18 protein-coding genes are annotated in these 18,329 nt (G+C 43.9%); 13 read left to right on the top strand and 5 right to left on the bottom strand.

The window, feature by feature from the left end:
- Positions 1 to 6: 6 nt before the first annotated feature.
- Positions 7 to 558 (bottom strand): cupin domain-containing protein, encoded by a 552-nt coding sequence (locus tag NST94_RS28565; protein ID WP_076301493.1) that lies wholly within the window; start codon positions 556 to 558, stop codon positions 7 to 9.
- 144 nt (positions 559 to 702) lie between these two features.
- Here NST94_RS28565 and NST94_RS28560 point away from each other — a divergent pair, with 144 nt between their 5' ends.
- From NST94_RS28560 to NST94_RS28525, 8 genes are all read left to right on the top strand, one after another.
- Positions 703 to 1,356: an alpha/beta hydrolase-fold protein gene (locus tag NST94_RS28560; protein ID WP_076301492.1), complete on the top strand. Its 654-nt coding sequence runs from the start codon at positions 703 to 705 to the stop codon at positions 1,354 to 1,356.
- Entirely contained in the window at positions 1,353 to 2,123 is a 771-nt protein-coding gene (locus NST94_RS28555) for a class III extradiol ring-cleavage dioxygenase (protein WP_076181911.1), read from the top strand. Before NST94_RS28560 ends, NST94_RS28555 begins: the two co-directional genes overlap by 4 nt.
- A 16-nt stretch (positions 2,124 to 2,139) precedes the next feature.
- Entirely contained in the window at positions 2,140 to 2,928 is a 789-nt protein-coding gene (locus tag NST94_RS28550; RefSeq protein WP_076181913.1) for an SDR family oxidoreductase, read from the top strand.
- Between the two features lie 223 nt (positions 2,929 to 3,151).
- Complete coding sequence (locus NST94_RS28545) at positions 3,152 to 3,400, top strand: type B 50S ribosomal protein L31 (protein WP_036682161.1); 249 nt, start codon at positions 3,152 to 3,154, stop codon at positions 3,398 to 3,400.
- A 131-nt stretch (positions 3,401 to 3,531) separates the two neighbouring features.
- Entirely contained in the window at positions 3,532 to 4,053 is a 522-nt protein-coding gene (locus NST94_RS28540; RefSeq protein WP_076124082.1) for a YcxB family protein, read from the top strand.
- 83 nt (positions 4,054 to 4,136) lie between these two features.
- Positions 4,137 to 5,711 (top strand): diguanylate cyclase, encoded by a 1,575-nt coding sequence (locus tag NST94_RS28535; RefSeq protein WP_076181918.1) that lies wholly within the window; start codon positions 4,137 to 4,139, stop codon positions 5,709 to 5,711.
- 33 nt (positions 5,712 to 5,744) lie between these two features.
- A complete protein-coding gene (locus NST94_RS28530) occupies positions 5,745 to 6,452 on the top strand; it encodes a DNA alkylation repair protein (RefSeq protein ID WP_076303640.1) in 708 nt (235 codons plus the stop codon).
- A gap of 213 nt (positions 6,453 to 6,665) precedes the next feature.
- Positions 6,666 to 9,383 carry a CHASE3 domain-containing protein gene (locus tag NST94_RS28525; RefSeq protein WP_081393515.1) on the top strand — a complete coding sequence of 906 codons (2,718 nt, stop codon included), beginning with the start codon at positions 6,666 to 6,668 and terminating at the stop codon, positions 9,381 to 9,383.
- A gap of 459 nt (positions 9,384 to 9,842) precedes the next feature.
- On the opposite strand, the gene NST94_RS28520 is transcribed toward NST94_RS28525, so the two are convergent.
- The gene (locus tag NST94_RS28520; RefSeq protein ID WP_076140656.1) at positions 9,843 to 10,883 is read right to left on the bottom strand and encodes a stalk domain-containing protein; all 1,041 of its coding nucleotides are present in this window, start codon (positions 10,881 to 10,883) and stop codon (positions 9,843 to 9,845) included.
- A gap of 191 nt (positions 10,884 to 11,074) precedes the next feature.
- Between NST94_RS28520 and NST94_RS28515 the strand changes: the two genes are divergently transcribed.
- A complete protein-coding gene (locus NST94_RS28515; protein WP_339281505.1) occupies positions 11,075 to 13,648 on the top strand; it encodes a DUF2339 domain-containing protein in 2,574 nt (857 codons plus the stop codon).
- Positions 13,649 to 13,682: 34 nt separating this feature from the next.
- Positions 13,683 to 14,396 (top strand): HAD family hydrolase, encoded by a 714-nt coding sequence (locus NST94_RS28510; RefSeq protein ID WP_339281504.1) that lies wholly within the window; start codon positions 13,683 to 13,685, stop codon positions 14,394 to 14,396.
- A gap of 93 nt (positions 14,397 to 14,489) precedes the next feature.
- Here NST94_RS28510 and gdhA read toward each other — a convergent pair whose 3' ends face one another.
- Complete coding sequence (gene gdhA, locus NST94_RS28505; protein ID WP_036682144.1) at positions 14,490 to 15,875, bottom strand: NADP-specific glutamate dehydrogenase; 1,386 nt, start codon at positions 15,873 to 15,875, stop codon at positions 14,490 to 14,492.
- Positions 15,876 to 16,113: 238 nt separating this feature from the next.
- Between gdhA and NST94_RS28500 the strand changes: the two genes are divergently transcribed.
- From NST94_RS28500 to NST94_RS28490, 3 genes are all read left to right on the top strand, one after another.
- Positions 16,114 to 16,392 (top strand): hypothetical protein, encoded by a 279-nt coding sequence (locus NST94_RS28500; protein WP_038573758.1) that lies wholly within the window; start codon positions 16,114 to 16,116, stop codon positions 16,390 to 16,392.
- 259 nt (positions 16,393 to 16,651) lie between these two features.
- On the top strand, positions 16,652 to 16,852 hold the full coding sequence (locus NST94_RS28495) for a cold-shock protein (RefSeq protein WP_019914790.1): 201 nt from the start codon (positions 16,652 to 16,654) through the stop codon (positions 16,850 to 16,852).
- A 118-nt stretch (positions 16,853 to 16,970) separates the two neighbouring features.
- Complete coding sequence (locus NST94_RS28490; protein ID WP_036682139.1) at positions 16,971 to 17,201, top strand: cold-shock protein; 231 nt, start codon at positions 16,971 to 16,973, stop codon at positions 17,199 to 17,201.
- A gap of 69 nt (positions 17,202 to 17,270) precedes the next feature.
- On the opposite strand, the gene NST94_RS28485 is transcribed toward NST94_RS28490, so the two are convergent.
- Positions 17,271 to 17,732, bottom strand: a complete 462-nt coding sequence (locus NST94_RS28485) for a VOC family protein (RefSeq protein WP_339281503.1) — start codon at positions 17,730 to 17,732, stop codon at positions 17,271 to 17,273.
- Complete coding sequence (locus tag NST94_RS28480; protein WP_339281502.1) at positions 17,729 to 18,292, bottom strand: NADPH-dependent FMN reductase; 564 nt, start codon at positions 18,290 to 18,292, stop codon at positions 17,729 to 17,731. The genes NST94_RS28485 and NST94_RS28480 overlap by 4 nt, the downstream gene beginning before the upstream one ends.
- Between the last annotated feature and the right edge of the window lie 37 nt (positions 18,293 to 18,329).

Genomic DNA, 18,329 nt, shown 5'->3' with positions numbered 1-18,329 from the left:
ACCAGCTTAAAAATCAACAGTTTCACTATCAGCCTCTGTATGGATGGCGATGAGCACGCTTGCCGGCTCATCGCCTTTATTTATGACCAGATGTGGCACACAGGCATTCCAGCTAAAGGAATCCCCCGCTTGGAACAACCCGAAATCTTCACCTTGCTCCGCATAAACCTCACCTTTTATCACTAAATGGACCTCTTTGCCTTCGTGCGCCTGCGGAGTTTCACCCGTAGAAGTACCCGGAGGGAAATGGACAAGCACCATTCGTACACCACCTGCCGAGCTTAAATGCTCAACTTGCAGTCGATCACTTCCGCTACTGGTGATTTGCCGCTCCTCGGATCGTACCACCTGCATCCGCTCTTCCTTTTTTAACAGCAAATAAGCCAACGGAACGTTCAGCGCATCCGCAATCAGGCTAAGGGTTGCGATCGAGGGAGAGGTCTTATTAGTCTCAACCTGGCTCATAAAACCCTGTGACAGGCCAGTAGTTTCACAGATTTGGGCAATCGTTATATGTTTTCTTTTACGGATTGTACGAATGTTTGAACCTATATTCATTAGTAAAGCCCCTTTTGATATTAGTAATAGCAAATATATTTTTATATTAACAAATTATTAATTGACATACTAGCCAGAGGTTTATAATATTATCCTTACAAATATTATTTTTGTATTACAAATATTTTGAAGGAGTGTTTAGTTATGAAGGCACCTTATATATATGATGTCAGTCTACCTTCCGGTTACGATGAGAATCGGGTTTATCCGGTTATCTTCACCTTGCATGGCAAAGGTTCCAATGAGAAGAATATGTTCGGGCTTGTGGAGTCCTTGTCTGAAGAGTTTATTATTATCGGGATTCGGGGAAATATGATTTTAGGGGCAGGATTTCAATATTATGATCTCAAAAGTCTAGGTCATCCCATCCGTGAGCAGTTTGATCAGGCTGTATTGCAATTGCAGCAGTTTATCGAATACGCTACCGACAAATATCCTATAGATGCTAAACACCGTTATCTGCTTGGCTTCAGTCAAGGAGCCATTTTGTCCATGACACTCGCGCTTACAATGGGGAATTCGCTTCGGGGAATTGTGGCGCTGAACGGTTATGTTCCGGGGTTTGTGAAGACGGATTATGAGCTGAGGAGTGTGCAGGAGGTATCGGTCTTCATCTCGCATGGTGAATATGATTCTGTATTTCCAATTTCAGTGGGGACAGAAACAGCCGCTTATTTCGAAGGTCTAACCCCATTATTAACCTTTAAAACTTATCCTTCGGATCATGGTGTATTACCGCAGAATCAGCAGGACTTGATCGCTTGGTTACGGCAGAACTTAGGGAGTGATAAACTATGATACCTTCTTACTTTATTGCCCATGGTGCTCCTTCTCTGGTACTTGATAACAATGCATATACGAAATTTCTTGGGGAGCTCGCTGAGAGGAATGTCAAACCGAAAGCGATTGTTGTATTTTCTGCACATTTCGAAGAACACACACAATCGGTTGGAGTTATGGAGACTTTCGACACCATCTATGATTTCTATGGCTTCCCAGATGAGATGTATCGAATGACTTATCCTGCCAAAGGGGACAATGAGGTTGCACAGCAAATTATGTCTCTGTTCCACAAGAATGGGATTGCCAGCAAATTAAATACAGAGCGTGGACTAGATCACGGAGCTTGGGCTATTCTTAAATTAATCTATCCGAATGCAGATATTCCTGTCGTATCTTTGTCAGTTAATCGAGAGCTGTCCAATGAACAGCAATATTTAATGGGTAAGGCTTTATCTGAGCTGCGTGAGCAGGATATTATGATTATTGGCAGCGGTGGAACCGTCCATAATTTGCGTAGCGTGAAGTGGGGAATGGAGAACGTCGAGAAATGGGCGGAGACATTCGATGACTGGCTGCAGCACAGGGTGGAAGCTTGGGATACAGAGTCGCTATTTAACTATCAGGAGCTTGCTCCTTATGGCGTTGATGCAGTGCCGACTAGTGAGCACTTTATCCCCTTGATAATAGCTATGGGAGCTGGCGATAAAGGGAAGGAAGCGAAGCTGCTGCACCGAAGTTATCAGTATGGCAATTTAAGTCTTAGCTGTTGGGAGTTTAATTAAGAAGGAGGCATTAATGATGGACTTGGGACTTCGTGGGAAATCAGTTTTTGTAGCCGCAGCAAGTAAAGGATTAGGACTCGCAACTGCGCTGGAGTACGCCCGTGAGGGAGCGAAGGTAATGATCGCCAGCAGGAGTATGGAGCAGCTTGTAGACGCACAGAAAGAGATTCAGGCAGCCACAGGACAGCAGGTGAACATGGTTCAGATGGATGTGACTGTCCCAGAGGATATCGTACATGCTATTCAAACGGCTGTAGCCCTAAACGGTGGGCTTGATATTGTAGTGACCAATGCGGGGGGTCCTCATGGCGGAGGTTTCGCTGATATGGAAGACGCGGATTGGAACCAGGGGTTTGAGCTCACACTGATGAGTACCATTCGTTTGATCCGTGAATCACTGCCGCATCTGCGCTCTTCTGGGGCAGGGCGAATCGTTAATATAAGCTCGATTTCTATCAAGCAGCCTATTGAGGGGTTAATTCTTTCCAATGTTTTTCGCGCTGGCGTGTATGCCTTGACCAAGAGCTTGGCTACTGAGCTGGCTGCGGATCGCATTTTAATTAATACGATCGCACCAGGGCGTATTGCAACCGACCGGATTCTTCAACTAGACGGCAAACGTGCACAAGCAGAGGGGATCCCTATGGAGCAGATTCAAGAGGAAGCGCTGCTGCAAATCCCGTTAGGAAGATTGGGCACGCCCGAAGAATTCGGCAAGGCTGCTGTTTTTCTAGGCTCTTTTGCGAATACTTATGTAACGGGACAATCTCTTTTAGTCGATGGAGGAATGGTGAAGTCGCTCTAACCTCCGGCGTTATGGGTAGGCTTTGAAAGGTTATGGAAAAATTAGTAATTTGAATATTAGTTGCTTTGTGCTCTAAATAAGCGTATGATGGAGCGGTGGTCTAAATCGTAAGATTTACGAATTTTCCTACGTTTATTAGGTTATACTATATATAAACCTACAGATCATTTGGATAATTTACCATAAAGGCTCCACGAATTTATTCAGAAGGAGGACGATCAGAATGAGAGAAGGCATACATCCTAAGTACAACCAAGTGATTTTCTTGGATGCAAGCGTAGGCTTCAAATTCTTGAGTGCATCTACTAAATCATCCAATGAAACTATGGAATGGGAAGACGGCAACACTTACCCAGTGCTCCGTGTGGACGCAAGTTCCGCATCCCACCCATTTTACACTGGTAAACAAAGAGATACAGAACAAGGCGGCCGTGTTGATAAGTTCAAACAACGTCTTGCACAAAAGAAATAAGAATCCTTACGGATTGAAGAGGGACAACCCATGTAGAAGCAATCGCTTCGGGGATGTCCCTTTTTTGTGTTCAGGCATGTTAAAATGAGATGAATTTAAAAATATACATGGCGTCGAGGGAGCGATCAGTGATGGAAAATGTAATAAAAGTAGATACAGTCCTAAAGAGTGAAGACGTTCAGGAGTTTAACTTATGGTTCAGCTTGAATAGCCGGATTATACTCAACTCTTTTAGCGTAGTCGCTTACTTTATGATTTTGTTATTAATTACTAAGGATTACAGTACTCAAAGCATCTCAATCCTGGCTGTGACTGCTATAATTCTTGCCGCTGTCTTATGGTATATGACCAAGGCAAGCTTGATCAAAAAATCGAAAAAGGCGTTCAAAACAGATAACCTAATTCAGCAACCGCAAAATTATACGATTTCAGATGAAGGCATATCTTATCTTTCCGAAGCGGGCACTGGGCAAGTGAAGTGGGAAGAGATACATAAGATAGGTGAAACTACGAACTTGTTTGTGTTTTTTGTGTCCACACAGAGAGCGCTGATTATCCCTAAACGTTTCTTTGAATCGGCACAAGATAAAATAACATTTAAGGATTTAGCCAGAAAATATATGTTCTCCAATCGGGTGAAATTTAAAGCATAAGATGTGCTGTTATTGTTGATTCATTTGTACCAAGGATTAGGCTATAATGATAGGAGCGACTTGAAAAATAGGAGAAATATGGCATGCCATGGATTCAGGGATATCCGTATTACTTATTAATGGGCAGTGTTCTAAGTCTGTACATGGGCGTCAGCTCCTATCGGCACCGTAAGTTAGCAGGGAGACGCTATTTGTGGATCTTAATGCTGTTAGTCAGCCTTATATTTGTTGCAACGGCGGGAGAGATTATGTCACCCTCTTTTCAGTCTAAGCTGTGGTGGAAGAATGTACAGCAGGCTCCGCTTTTTTTTAGTGCTCTCTTTACTTATGCTGTGGTAAAAGAATACGTATCTCCTTCCACAGGGCGCCTGCCCGTGAAGCTTGCCATCTTCTCTATCCCTATTGTTATGGATGTACTTCTTATTTTTACGGATAGCTATCATCATCTGATGCGCAGTGAAGTGTCCGTCCTGACGGTTGCGGGTGTTAGTGGAATTGCTGTAAAGCCTACGCTCCTTAGTATGGCTTTTATTGCGTATGATCAGCTTTTTGGGCTATATGCAGTCTGCTTGCTTGCAGTTTCCCTACTGAATACCCCGAGAGTTTATTTGCGGACTAATGTCCTGCTGTTGGCGGGTTTGCTGGTTCCGGTTATTTCCGTCTTTTTACTCCCCCTCTTGAAGATTACCATTACAGGTTTTACGGCGTTTACTTATTTGCCTGCGATTATAGCGGCTTATTTTGCACTTTTTGTTAGCTCCAAATTAACCATCTTCCCTCTAACCAAAAACAAAATTCTAGAGCACATGAAAGACGGCGTAGTTCTGACTGACCGTTATGATAATATCATTGGCATAAACGATGCGGCGACTGCTATTTTATACGACATTACCGGAATAGCGAACGATAATTGGATGGGAAAAAACATTGATCTTTTTACGAAGTCTCACAAAGACATTGCAGCTCATTACAATCAGAGGACGGAAGGACAGTTTGAGGTAGTTTGTTCTGGCGCAGGGGAGCTCTGTTATGGGGTTTCTTTAATTGCTACGGAGCATGCGACAACAGAGAATAAGGGTATGCTTATTGTGTTTAGTGATCATAGTGAGAAAAAGCGATATGAGCGTGAACTGGTCTATCAGGCAACGGTTGACGATCTGACAGGGCTTTATAATCGCAGGCATTTCATGCAAAGGGTTCAGAATCAAACGATCCCGGATGGATTAGGGTTGGCTCTGCTGTTATTTGACATCGATGATTTTAAATTAATTAATGATACTTATGGTCATTTAGCGGGCGATCAGGCGTTAGTTGATTTCTCGAATAAAATACTTCAGGTATACCAGAATAAAGGTATTGCTGGAAGAGTAGGTGGCGAGGAATTTGCTGTATGCTTTTTCGCTGAAGATAAACGTGCAGCCTTAAAAGAAGCAGAGGATTTTCGTACAATGATGAGTGATTACACGATAATCTTGAATGAACAGGATAGCATTCATCTTACCGCAAGTATCGGAATCTCTTTTACGGAGCGTAGAGAGGTGACTTTCGAAGATTTATATCGGGAAGCGGATGAAGCGTTATATCACTCTAAGAATACAGGGAAGAACAGAGTTACGTTAGGTCGTGAACCGATCATAAGAGAAGCGGTAAAGGGATAAGAACATCGAAGATAAGGGAGTGGCCTAATGAATCTGACTGTTGATGAAGTGATGAGCAAGCTTGAGGAGATGGGTACAGAGCAGACGAAACGTACTTTCTTACGACATGGCGCAGTGGAACCTTTATTTGGAGTAAAGGTAGGGGATATGAAGAAGCTGGTTAAGGATGTGAAAAAAGATCAGAGTCTGGCAAGGGCTTTGTATCAGACAGGCAATTACGATGCAATGTATTTGGCTGGACTAACGGTCAATCCTAAGAGTATGACGAAGGAAGAGCTTCAAAGCTGGGCTTCGGCGGCCAGTTGGCATGCGGTAGTGGAATATATAGTATCCCCTCTCGCCGCAGAGAGTCCATATGGATTGGAACTTGCGAGAGAGTGGATTCGTTCCTCGGATGAACTAATAGCCATTTGCGGCTGGAGCACTTATGCCAATTACATTTCAATTACACCGGATGATAAGCTGGACATCGCTGAAATTAGGGAGTTGTTACAACAAGTAGGCGCTACTATTCATCGGGAGCGGAATCGTGTCCGTTATACGATGAATACTTTCTTAATTATGGTGGGCAGCAGTATCACAGAACTGCATGAGGAGGCAGCAAAGATCGCAGCAGGTATAGGTAAGGTCCAGGTGAACATGGGACAAACCGCTTGTAAAGTTCCTATGGCTGTTGATTATATTGCTAAGGTTGAACAAGCTGGGAAGCTTGGTGTGAAGAAGAAAACTTGTATTTGCTAAGTTAGATATTTAGGTAACCCTTCAAGGTGAAAGGCACTTGTGGGGTTTTTTTTATTCCGGGAAAAACAAGTGTTTCAACCCTGCGGAAATTGTTTAAATTAGCAGCAGTCAAAATTTACATAGAAGAATTAATGAAGCCTTATTCAAGTAATCTTTTACAATGATGTAGAATAGAAAGGGGTTTATAGTTAGAAGACAGGACGGAGGCTAGTTGTGAACAAACGCCGATTCACTTTGCAGTATAAAATACTGTCAATTACAGTTTTAATCGTGATCTGTCTATTAGGATTCGTTTTTGTCATGCATGGAAGAATCAATGCTCTACAGCGGGAAACCAGCTTCATCTCTCATCAGGATCGAGAGATTACTAATTTAGCTAATCTAATTGAGAAGAATATTTTGGATATGGAAACCGGACAACGCGGATATGTCATCACCGGCGATAACAAGTATCTGGAGCCCTACAATTTGGGTAAGGCTGAATGGGAGGCTAATTATGATAAGCTCTACGTGCTGACTGCTAATGATTCTTTACAGCTACAGCGTCTGTTGGGTATTGAAAGTAAAATTAAGCAATGGATCGAACAGTCCGGAAATTATGTGATCCAGTTGAAAAAAGAGGGACAGGACGTTGAGCTCCTAAGATACTTTAATTCCGACGATGGCAAAGATCAAATGGATCGGATTCGTAATCAGATCAGCACTTACCGCGAGACGATGAAAGAGAACACCAACAGTCTGATAGCTAGACAAGCAGACAAGAATAAATTATTGCTAGAGCTTCTTTATATTGCTTGGGCAATTATAGCGGTTACCGCGATGGTCGCTTCGTGGATCAATTCACGCTCCATCGTTAGTACGGTTCGTAAAGTTACCCATACGATTGCAGAATTGAAATCTGACGAAGATATGAAGACAAGGATAGAGATCACCACGAATGATGAGATCAGGGATCTGAGCGTAGCTACGAATCATCTGATAGACACGCAACAAGAACGGATATGGATTCAGGCTAACGCAAACGAACTGTTGGCGAGGTATCAGGGCATCACACATATCTCGCAACTGGGCGATATTTTTCTTGGCAAAACCGCAGAAGTGATCAATTATCCATATGGATCCTTATATGTTCGAACACAGGATCATGATCGGGATTTCTTTAAGAGAGTCTCTATTTTTGGCGGAAGCAGTAACATTCCAGATCAGCGGGCATTCCAGACCGGAGAAGGTCTAGTTGGACAATGTGCTAAAGAGGCGCGTTTGATGCAAATACAGGATCTGCCGGAGGATTATATTAGCATACAGTCTGGGCTGGGTGTTTCTGCGCCGAAGGCGCTTCTGTTAATGCCGATTTCTTTTTCGGGTGAGGTAGTTGCTGTGGTGGAAATCGCCGCCTTTGCTCCACTTACGGAATTGCAGGTTAAGTTCCTAGGGTCTATTTCGAATGCCTTTGGCTCTGCAATTAACAGCACGATTAACAGTATGAAGATTGACCAACTTCTGGCACAATCTCAGCGTCTAAACGAAGAACTACAGGTATATACCGAGGAACTACAGACTCAGTCTGAGGAGCTGCAGATCCAAACGGAGTCACTGCATGCAACAAATAGAAAGCTGGAGGATAAGAATCTGCTGGCGGAACAAAAGTCATTGGAGGCGGAAAGAGCTCAAATGGAGCTTAGTGAATACACAGAGTTATTGCAGCAAAGCTCACAATATAAATCTGAGTTTCTGGCTAATATGTCTCATGAACTGCGAACTCCGCTGAACGGCATTCTGCTGCTCTCCGAATTTCTTATGGAGAACCAGTCGGGAGCTCTAAGCGAAGAGGATATTGAATTCTCAAAAGCCATTCATTCTTCGGGACAAGATCTGCTGGCGCTGATTAACGACATTCTGGATTTGTCCAAGGTTGAGGCAGGAAAGCTGAATATTGAAATTGAAGCGATAAATATATCGGAGATTCCGGAGGCAATGATCCAGAACTTCAGTCAGCTTTCCCGCAAAAAAGAGATTCCTTTGCAAATACAGCTCGGAGAGGACTTACCCCCGCTGTTTTATTCGGATGCTCAAAGAGTACGGCAAATTATTATAAATTTGCTGTCCAATGCGTTTAAGTTTACAGCGGAAGGCGCAGTCACTCTGGAAATCCGTTTAGCAACTAAGGACGAGTTGCTGGATTTGGCAGGTTCGTATACAGGGGAATTTATTGCCTTCGCCATCAAAGATACTGGAATTGGGATTTCAGAAGACAAACAGTCAATTATCTTCGAAGCATTTCAACAGGCGAATGGAAATACAGAACGTCAATATGGGGGAACTGGGCTTGGTTTATCCATATCCAGAGAGCTGGCAACATTACTTGGTGGTAGAATTACGCTGGAGAGCCAAGAGGGTGTGGGTAGTGTCTTTACAGTGTATTTGCCTTTGCAGCTTGAGGCTCCAAGCCTTGAGGAAGTGGCTGATCAAGCGACTGTTATTCAAGAGATCGGGAGTGGAGTGGTACTTGCCGCTACAACGGCTGAGGATACACGTACTGACTTCACTTCTCTGAATCAAAAGCATGTACTTATCGTGGATGATGATGAACGGAATTTGTTCGCTTTATCAAATACCCTAAGAAAGCGCGGGCTGCATGTAACTACAGCTACTAACGGAGAGAGCGGCCTGTATGAACTGGAGCAAGCGGCTTCTATAGATATCGTTCTTATGGATATTATGATGCCAGTGATGAACGGGTATGAGGCAATCAATCGGATCAGACAAATGCCCGCAAAGAAGGATATTCCCATCATTGCACTGACTGCAAAAGCGATGAAGGAAGATAAGGCTAAAATCCTACAGGCTGGGGCAACAGATTATCTCAGTAAGCCTGTTAACTTGGAGCGTTTATTAGCGTTGATGCAATTGATACTGGCTAGCGATTCCTGAGCTAGACCTCCAACTTCGGACAACTCGAGTGAAGTTGCGCGAACGAAGTAACTATAATCTGCTCTGCTATCGGACACAGCTGACCGTTAACGCAGCATTTTACCACATTTGTAATTCTAACGGACCCCACTGACGCTATTGGCATAAAAAACATCGAATATGCCCCTCTTTTTAATGAATAGTGGCGCTGGAGTCCGAAACGCTGCTCTGAAGGCAGAAAATTCGCAAATAACGTCAGCTGGGTCCGTAAGGCTCGCGATTATGATCATCTAAAACTCTGCAGCAAGGCAAGTAAAAGTGTGACCAAGCGTTCAGCCGGCTTTCGTTTACCTCACAAATCGGCTGAAGCGAGTCAGCCAACCTATAGTCTATAACGCAAAACAGCGATCCTCCCATAACGGAAGGATCGCTGTTTTAATGTCTCTTTGGAATCTTTTTAATAAGATTCCAGTCTCTCTCTTATTGTTGTGCAGAATCTACTACAACTTTGACAGCTGTGCCGATTGGTGGCAGGCTTCTGGTCAGCACTGGGCTGTAGAATCCGATAACTTTTGTGCCTTTAACAAGCTCGCTGCTTTTAACAGCTTCGCCGTCTTTGTTAATGAGCACTGTGTCTTCGCTAATGCGCAGTACTACTTCTTTTTGTGACAATTCGCTCAGGCCACTACCTTTAACAGTGATACTGATATTTCCCTTATCGTCTTTTTGAACTTCTTCAATAGTACCAGCAGTACCTAGAAGATCATCTTGTTTTTGCTTATCCAGAACGGTGATTTTGTAAGTTGGTGTTTGTGGCGGAAGACTCATAGTCATGACCATGGAGTGTTCTGCTTTTACTGTCATCCCGATATGGAGATCTTTGAGTGCAATTTTAGTGCCGTCAGCCATCTCAATAGCCGTATCTTCCCCTACATTTAATACGATTCCATCCGTACCTACACCTTGGATTTGAACGGATTGGTATTTACCACCATCATAGACTGCTGTAATCACACCAGTCTTAGTCATGTGCTGCTCGGCGGCATTTGTGTTGATCACAATGGAATCTCCCTTCACAGTCATGTTTTGATGAATTACTTCGCTTAAAAAGGAAGCTGGGACATACAAAGTGGAGTCAACCAATTGTGGTGCAGTTCCAAGTGTTGTATTCATTTTGTTGATACTATAACGATCTTCTCCAGCTTTCACTGTAGTGAATACAGCGCCATTGATAAGTTCAACGGATTTATTCTGTGCATTCCAGGTTAATTCAAATCCAAGGGCTTCAGTAATTGAACGTAGTGGTACCATCGGCTCTTTACCGCTTGTGCTTTGGAAGCCTGTTTCTTTAATAGTCGATCCGTTGATTTCAATCGCAAACGTCTTTTGATTAACGCTAGCGGAGGTTTGTGTAGCCTCATTTTTAGCAGAAGTTGTGGTGGGTGCAGCATAAGCTGCTCCTGTAGAAAGTGCTAGGGACAAAGTTAAAAGAACTGTACTTGTTTTTAAAATGTTGTTCATGGTTGTGAGCTCCTTTTAAAATCTTTTGTTAGTGTTGTTATTATTCTGACGGGACACCCCTCCAAAATGTTGCATTTTTTTTGCATCCCGATTGTAATCTTCGTTCACTGCAAATATAAAAAAAGCATAAGACCCCCCAGCTATATGTAGTAATATGTAAGTATTAACAATCGCTCACATAAGGAGGCGCTATGGAGTCATTCAAAGATCGACTGAGATTCATGAAGGTACAGCAGGACGGGCTGATTAAGGAATATGAGGCTCTGATCGCGGAATATGAAAGTCACGATCTGGTCAACGAGAATGAATACTTGAAGAAGCAATATGAGAAGCATAAGCTCGCTTTGGTCGAGCTAAAGACTCAGGTAGGTAAGCTTCAAGAAGAGAATACTGAGCTAAGAGTTGCGCTAACGGAACAAATTTTAGATGAAAAGCTGGGCATTCTTAAAGTGTCGAGGCAGAAGCTGCAGACTTATTTTGCCTCTAGAAGCCACGCTCATACGGATCGGCTGACGGCTTTTGAAGTGGAGACGAAACGCCATATTCAGCAGCTGTACCACACAGCCTCCAGGCAGCTGGGTGAGGAACAAGCAGAGATATCCAGTCGACTCGGGGCGTTGGCGGCAGAATTAAATGAGCGTGTGCTGGCACAGCGGCAGAGACTGAGGGAAGCGGAGCTTCGCCTCAACTCGGGCATGGATAATGGATTACATGATTTTGCTTCGGAAGAGATCAGTGAAGAGGTGCTTAAGCGCCGAAGAAAACAAAATCAGATCGAAATGAAGATTGGACTAAGCTGGATTAACAAGCTGGGTATTCTACTGTTGATTTTGGCGGTGGGGGCAGGCTTCCGGTATACCTATTCCAACTGGTTCACAGGTTATATGAAGGGAAGCGCTTTTTTTCTACTGGGATTATTGATGCTGGGAGGCGGGGAGTGGTTATACCGCAAAGGAAAAGGCACCTTCGCTTTAGGGCTGCTTGGCGGCGGGATTTCGGTGCTGTATGGCTCTATTTTTTATAGCTATTTTCTGCTTGATATTATTAGTATATATGTAGGGTTATCCTTGTCTGTACTCGTTACTTTAACTGCGGTACTCCTGTCTTTAAGGTATGAATCACGGAGTATTTGTGCGCTGGGCTTAATCGGAGGATATCTGCCCTTATACTCTTATCTGGGGGCGTTTGGCCTTTCGGGCAACGCGGTTTATGTGGCTATGGGTTACTTGTTTCTATTGAATTTATTCATCTTATTGATTTCTTTCCGCAAACGCTGGAACGTTGTCAATTATATCAGCTACTTATTTAATACACCCTCCATGCTCATATTAATAGCTTTGTCGGATAGCAACGGAATTAATATGTGTTATGCTGTTTTGACTTTTGCGATGTATCTGGGAATTACCCTGTGGTACCCGTTCAAATATCGTTCCAAGCTGTCCTGGTGGGATTTCTCTCTCTTAGGATGTAATACGTTTATTAGCTGTCTCACCTTGTATATTTTATTTATGGATGCAGGACTGAAGGATTACAATGGTGCACTGGCGTTGCTTTTCTGCCTGCTGTATCTCGGTCTGGGTCGAGGGCTTGAGAAGCTGATGCCACAGGAAAAAGAAAGCATGCTGCTGTTCTATGCCACTTCACTGACCTTCGGCATATTGATGATTCCATTTCAATTTGGAGCGGCTTGGTGGTCCATCGGTTGGCTGATTGAGGGCGTCGTTCTTACGCTGTATGGCAATCTGAACCGCTTTAAGGGGATGGAAAGGGCGGGCTGGGGCATTATGATGCTCTGCCTTGTAGTATTCTTCTGTCTAAATGTACCGACGCAGTGGGTTGCAGACTATCAATGGACGAATTTTAGAGATGTCTACTTCCCGCTAAAATATGTCTTTATCACAGCAGGCATGCTGATTGTCGCGGTGTTGTATGCTGTTCAGCATAACCGTAAGGATGCTCTTCAGCGCAGCGAACCTTATGAAATCACCTTAGCGTTGTGGTTCAAATATGCGGCGTTATTAAATTTCTGGATTTACGGCTTGTATGCATCGGGAAGATTGTATCATCTGGTTGTACCGGAGGATTTTGCGCATAGAACCTTCTATAATTTGCTGCTGTCCGCTGTATGGACCTTGGTTCTGGCTTACGTGCTGCCAAAGGTGAAGGTGCTGTATGACACGATTGTTAAATATTTTGTAAGACTTCTGTTTGGGATTGGCTACGTCATTTGTATAGTGATTACAGTAGGTCTGCCAAGTCTGCAAAATAATTTCGCGCAAAATACAGCAGCTGATTATATCGCACTGTCCGTACTGATTATCTTTAATATCTTTGTTTGGTTTAGCGGACGTGATCTGCTGATTGCAGCGCTGAATCGCCAGTTTAAGAGTATGGAGATCTATCCTGTTTTCATGGCGATTTATTTACTTGGCATTATCACCGCTTTCCTAGGAGTGCAATTGCAATTGAGTGATGCAGGGTTAATTTTTAGTCTCATTTATCTACTGTTAGCCGTTCTATTTATCATGTATGGCTTCCGCAAAAGGTATGTGTACATCCGGCGCTTCGGCCTTGGATTAACGCTGCTGGCCACGGGCAAGCTGCTGCTCTATGATTTGGGTCTGCTGAATACTGGCAGCAAAATCATAGCCTATGCCAGCTTTGGTATCTGCTTGCTCGGTATCTCCTATCTCTATCAAAAGGTGTCAAACCGGATGGAGGAGGGCCAGACAACCACCGACAATGGCAATGGTACTAAGGGATAAAACACAGAGAGAATAATAGGAAGGAAGACGGTGGATGTACGAGACTTATATTTTCGACCTGTATGGCACATTAATCGATATTCAGACAGATGAGGAGAAGCAGGAGGTATGGGATCGATTATCGCTCCATTTCGGATATCAGGGGATGTCCATAACAGGAAGTGAGCTACAGGCACAATTTCTGCGGGAGAGGGATTTACAGCTCGCCGAAGCCGCACGGAATTGTCAGTATCCAGATTTCGTAATGGAGGATGTGTTTCGTTCTGTGGCCCGTCAATTGGGTGGGGAACCGGATCAAGCGTGGTTACATGAAACGGTTAGATGGCTGCGGACATTATCGATGATCCATATCTCACTTTATGAGGGTGTGGTTGAAATTCTGCAAACATTAAGAGAACGTGGCAAAAAGGTGTTTTTGCTCTCCAATGGCCAGAAAACCTTTATAGAAGCAGAATTAATGATGCTGGGTATTCTTCCTTTATTCGATGGCATTGCCATCTCCTCCGAAGCAGGAGTGAGTAAGCCGGATCCGCTATTTTATCGTTATTTAGTTGAAAATTATGGAGCGGATTTGCGTTCGGCCATCATGATCGGGAATGATCCCCGTACCGATATTGCAGGGGCGCTAACGATAGGAATAGATTCCTGTTACATTCGTACGGCTTCTTCACCCCACGATACGACTGTGGAGAGTACTCAATCGATTTGGGACGGGGATTTGCGGAAGATCCCCGGATGGAACGCTTAGACACACAAAAAGTCCCCGTAACCGGATTCTTGCTGACCGGTTACGGGGACTTTTGTATGTCGGGCGTTCGTGACTAGAGCGCCGGTAATTTATTTAGATTACACCTTCAGCCAGCATAGCGTCGGCCACTTTTTTGAATCCAGCGATGTTCGCTCCTGCAACAAGGTTGCCGGACTGTCCATATTGCTCGGATGCATTTACAGATTGTTCGTAGATGGAAACCATGATTTCATGCAGCTTCGTATCTACTTCTTCAAAGCTCCAGGACAACCGCATGCTGTTTTGTGCCATTTCAAGCGCAGAGACAGCTACGCCGCCAGCATTAGCAGCTTTAGCAGGTGCGAATAGTACGCCAGCTTGTTGGAACTGATGAATAGCTTCAAGGGTGGACGGCATATTGGCACCTTCGCCTACTGCTTTTACACCATTCTCAATCAGTTTCAATGCCATGGCTTCATCAATCTCATTCTGAGTAGCACTCGGAAGGGCGATATCACAAGGAATGGTCCAAATTTGCGTGGAATCTTCAGTATACACAGCGTTAGGATGTTCATTCACATACTCACTAATCCGTTTTCTTTCGACTTCTTTCAGGCGGCGGACAGTTTCGAGGTTAATCCCATTTTCGTCATAGATATATCCGGCGGAATCACTACAAGCTACGACTTTAGCGCCTAGCTGTACAGCTTTTTCGATCGCATAGATCGCTACGTTACCAGAACCGGAAACAACAACGCGGCTTCCTTCAAAGGAAAGGCCTTTTGCTTTCAGCATCTCGTTTACGAAATAAACTGTACCGTAACCAGTAGCCTCTGTCCGAGCCTGACTTCCGCCGTAACCAATACCTTTACCAGTCAATACGCCAGCCGGATATCCTCCGCGGATCCGCTTGTATTGTCCGTACATGTAGCCGATCTCACGACCCCCTACACCGATATCTCCTGCAGGAACGTCTTGGTCAGGACCGATGTAATTTTGCAATTCAGTCATGAAGCTTTGTGCAAAACGCATGATTTCGCCTTCGGATTTACCTTTAGGATCAAAGTCGGAGCCGCCTTTACCTCCGCCGATGTGTTGGCCGGTAAGAGCATTTTTGAAGATCTGCTCGAAACCAAGGAATTTGATAATACTAGCATTAACGGATGGGTGAAAACGAAGTCCACCTTTGTAAGGTCCAATTGCACTGCTGAACTGTACACGATATCCACGGTTAACTCTGACCTTACCTTGATCGTCTGTCCAAGGAACACGGAACATAATCAAACGTTCTGGCTCAACCAATCTTTCCAGAATGGCATTTTCCTGATACTTAGGTTCAGCAGCGAGGATTGGAAGCAAAGATTCAAGGATTTCCTTTACGGCCTGATGAAATTCGGGCTCAAAAGGATTACGCGCAACAACCTGTGCGTATACGTCTTCGATATAACGATGTGCCTTGTTGCTGTTTGTGTCTAATTGCTGGGTAGATACAGAGCTCATGAATTCAACCGCCTTTTCTAGTATTCATTTGGTCCAACACTTTTTTTATATTTTGGCACAAGTCAATGTTCCTCACAACTGTTTTTATTAAATAACTTACTTCAAGTGGAACGTTATAGACGCTGGGATGATAAGAAAAGTGTGAATAAACCGCGGTATACTTCGCGTAATGACGCGTTAAAGCGCGAAATATGCTACAATGATTGTGTAATAATTGTAAGGAGATGAAATTTAAAAAATGAGTGACAAAGTAAATGAGCAGGAGCTAGTAAATGTATTATCTGCCAAAACCAAAGTGGATCCGCAAATCATCCGCTTAGTATTGAAGCATGAACAGACCTTTATCAATAAGGCCAAGGCGAACGCCAAGGGTGAGGTAGACATCGACAGCGATGATCTGGTCGACTATGTCACTGCCCAACGTGATGTGAAGCTGGATGAAATCACAGTAGAGACCATTCTTGATGCAGAAATGGATTACTTGATGGATAAAGGATTGGCAGGTTATATCGACTAACATGGGTGTTCGTCCGGCTCGGCTGCTGCTGTTTATAGGCAATAAGAGCCGGAGTGAAAATTAAATAGGCATACGCATTGCTTTTAGTGATTTAGTGTGGTACAATGAAATCAATCATAAATTTAACCCTTAATTCACATATTGTAAAAGGTTATCATTTGTGCGTATGAGTCCTTTTCCAATGTGTGAATTTTTATTTGTTCGTACACTACGTAGGAATAAAAGGACATGTGTTAAATAAAATATTGGAGGTAATATCATGCAAACAGGTACAGTGAAATGGTTTAACGCAGACAAAGGATTCGGTTTTATCGAGGTTGAAGGTGGAAGCGACGTATTCGTACACTTCTCCGCAATCACAGGCGACGGATTTAAATCTTTGGACGAAGGCCAACGCGTTGAGTTCAACGTAACTCAAGGCGCTCGTGGACCACAAGCCGAAAACGTTGTAAAACTGTAGTTTAAAAATCAGGCTGCCCTTAACACAAGTTGAGGGCAGCTTTTTTTATTTTCATAGTATGAATCTGCCCCTAATAGGGTAGCGATATCGTCTCGATTCGATCCAAGGAGGGGTACTTATGTATTTTCGTAAAAAAGCACTGGAGGAACTTCCGCAAGAAGACACAGCTATTTGGTCCTGTACCAAGGAAGGTTGCACAGGTTGGATGCGCGATAATTTCGCCTTTCAATATGTACCTACCTGCTGGCAATGCAACTCTCCCATGACTAGAAGTATGAAGATACTGCCAACGCTTGTGAATACGAATGCAGACATGAAGGCCATGAAGAAGGGCATTTCGATTAAGTAATCGAAGAAGCTAATATACTCAAACAGCTGGACCCTTGGACGGGAGCAGCTGTTTTTTTGTTTGAGTATTTTATTTACTGTGCAGTAATTTCTCCCATTCCGTTAAGGTTATGTTCTCTGGAATATGCTTCAGATGTTCAGGAACCTCTACGTGGCACATAAATTCCAAGCTGTTGCCGTCAGGGTCGTTGAAGTAGACAGAAGCATTTCCTTGATAAGCCCGGATAAAAGGCTCGACAGAAGTCCGGTTGCGGAACGGAACAGCCTCTACCCCAATCGATTCCAGCCATTGCAGTGATTGCTTCAAGTCCTCGTAAGTGATACGGAAGGCAATATGCCGCAAGGACGGATGGTATGGGGTTTGAACCTCCTGGCCTTCCCAAAGACCAATCCAGCTCCGACCTTCCTCGATCCAGAAGAATACAGTTTCTTCATCCCGCCAAGCCATTTTCAGACCTAATTTCTCATAAAATTCGATGGATACTTCAAGATTGCTTACTGGTAAATGTGCTTCATATAGTCCTTTGATCATTGGATAGCACCTGCCGGTCTGCCGATTTTGCGGGCTAAGTTCAGGAATGCTTCTAATACTAGGTGGATGCGATCTTCGATTTCTTGCCCACCCTCATATCCGTCGTACCCGACCTCGAACCGCTTGCGTTGCAGTCCACCGATGGAGATCCAGTCTGGTGTATTGATGCCGTGCAGGTTGCGTACGATGGCTTGCAATTGAAGTAATGAGCTTATACCTACCGCTCCCCCGGCTGAACTGGCGGATAACACAACTATACCGTTGAAATGCGCCTGGCCTAGATGATCAATCGCATTTTTTAATACGCCACTTACCGAGCCGTGATATTCCGGAGTAACCAAGATTACTGCATCCGCTGCTAACATCTCTTGTTTAAGCTCGTTTAAATGTTCATGCTCTGTGTAAACCTCGTCTGGTGAATAAAAGGGAAGTGGGCGTTTGTAGAGATCAAACACGGTAACCTTTTCTCCTTGCTGACTAATGAAATGGGCGGCATGTTCTGCCAGCTTCGTGCTGGTTGCTTCTTTTCGATTACTGCCTGTCAGGATCATCACTTTCATCTGTATCCACTCCTATGTGAGGTCAGTTGCTATAAAC

Source organism: Paenibacillus sp. FSL H8-0282 (assembly GCF_037963825.1).
Classification (GTDB): Bacteria; Bacillota; Bacilli; order Paenibacillales; family Paenibacillaceae; genus Paenibacillus_AQ; species Paenibacillus_AQ odorifer.
This window is presented reverse-complemented; position numbering and strand designations above follow the sequence as displayed.

Bases quoted from the DNA above. Each gene is read 5' to 3' on its own strand.
- NST94_RS28565 (WP_076301493.1), bottom strand. From the start codon at position 558: ATGAATATAGGTTCAAACATTCGTACAATCCGTAAAAGAAAACATATA.
- NST94_RS28560 (WP_076301492.1), top strand. From the start codon at position 703: ATGAAGGCACCTTATATATATGATGTCAGTCTACCTTCCGGTTACGAT.
- NST94_RS28555 (WP_076181911.1), top strand. From the start codon at position 1,353: ATGATACCTTCTTACTTTATTGCCCATGGTGCTCCTTCTCTGGTACTT.
- NST94_RS28550 (WP_076181913.1), top strand. From the start codon at position 2,140: ATGGACTTGGGACTTCGTGGGAAATCAGTTTTTGTAGCCGCAGCAAGT.
- NST94_RS28545 (WP_036682161.1), top strand. From the start codon at position 3,152: ATGAGAGAAGGCATACATCCTAAGTACAACCAAGTGATTTTCTTGGAT.
- NST94_RS28540 (WP_076124082.1), top strand. From the start codon at position 3,532: ATGGAAAATGTAATAAAAGTAGATACAGTCCTAAAGAGTGAAGACGTT.
- NST94_RS28535 (WP_076181918.1), top strand. From the start codon at position 4,137: ATGCCATGGATTCAGGGATATCCGTATTACTTATTAATGGGCAGTGTT.
- NST94_RS28520 (WP_076140656.1), bottom strand. From the start codon at position 10,883: ATGAACAACATTTTAAAAACAAGTACAGTTCTTTTAACTTTGTCCCTA.
- NST94_RS28515 (WP_339281505.1), top strand. From the start codon at position 11,075: ATGGAGTCATTCAAAGATCGACTGAGATTCATGAAGGTACAGCAGGAC.
- NST94_RS28510 (WP_339281504.1), top strand. From the start codon at position 13,683: ATGTACGAGACTTATATTTTCGACCTGTATGGCACATTAATCGATATT.
- gdhA (WP_036682144.1), bottom strand. From the start codon at position 15,875: ATGAGCTCTGTATCTACCCAGCAATTAGACACAAACAGCAACAAGGCA.
- NST94_RS28500 (WP_038573758.1), top strand. From the start codon at position 16,114: ATGAGTGACAAAGTAAATGAGCAGGAGCTAGTAAATGTATTATCTGCC.
- NST94_RS28495 (WP_019914790.1), top strand. From the start codon at position 16,652: ATGCAAACAGGTACAGTGAAATGGTTTAACGCAGACAAAGGATTCGGT.
- NST94_RS28490 (WP_036682139.1), top strand. From the start codon at position 16,971: ATGTATTTTCGTAAAAAAGCACTGGAGGAACTTCCGCAAGAAGACACA.
- NST94_RS28485 (WP_339281503.1), bottom strand. From the start codon at position 17,732: ATGATCAAAGGACTATATGAAGCACATTTACCAGTAAGCAATCTTGAA.
- NST94_RS28480 (WP_339281502.1), bottom strand. From the start codon at position 18,292: ATGAAAGTGATGATCCTGACAGGCAGTAATCGAAAAGAAGCAACCAGC.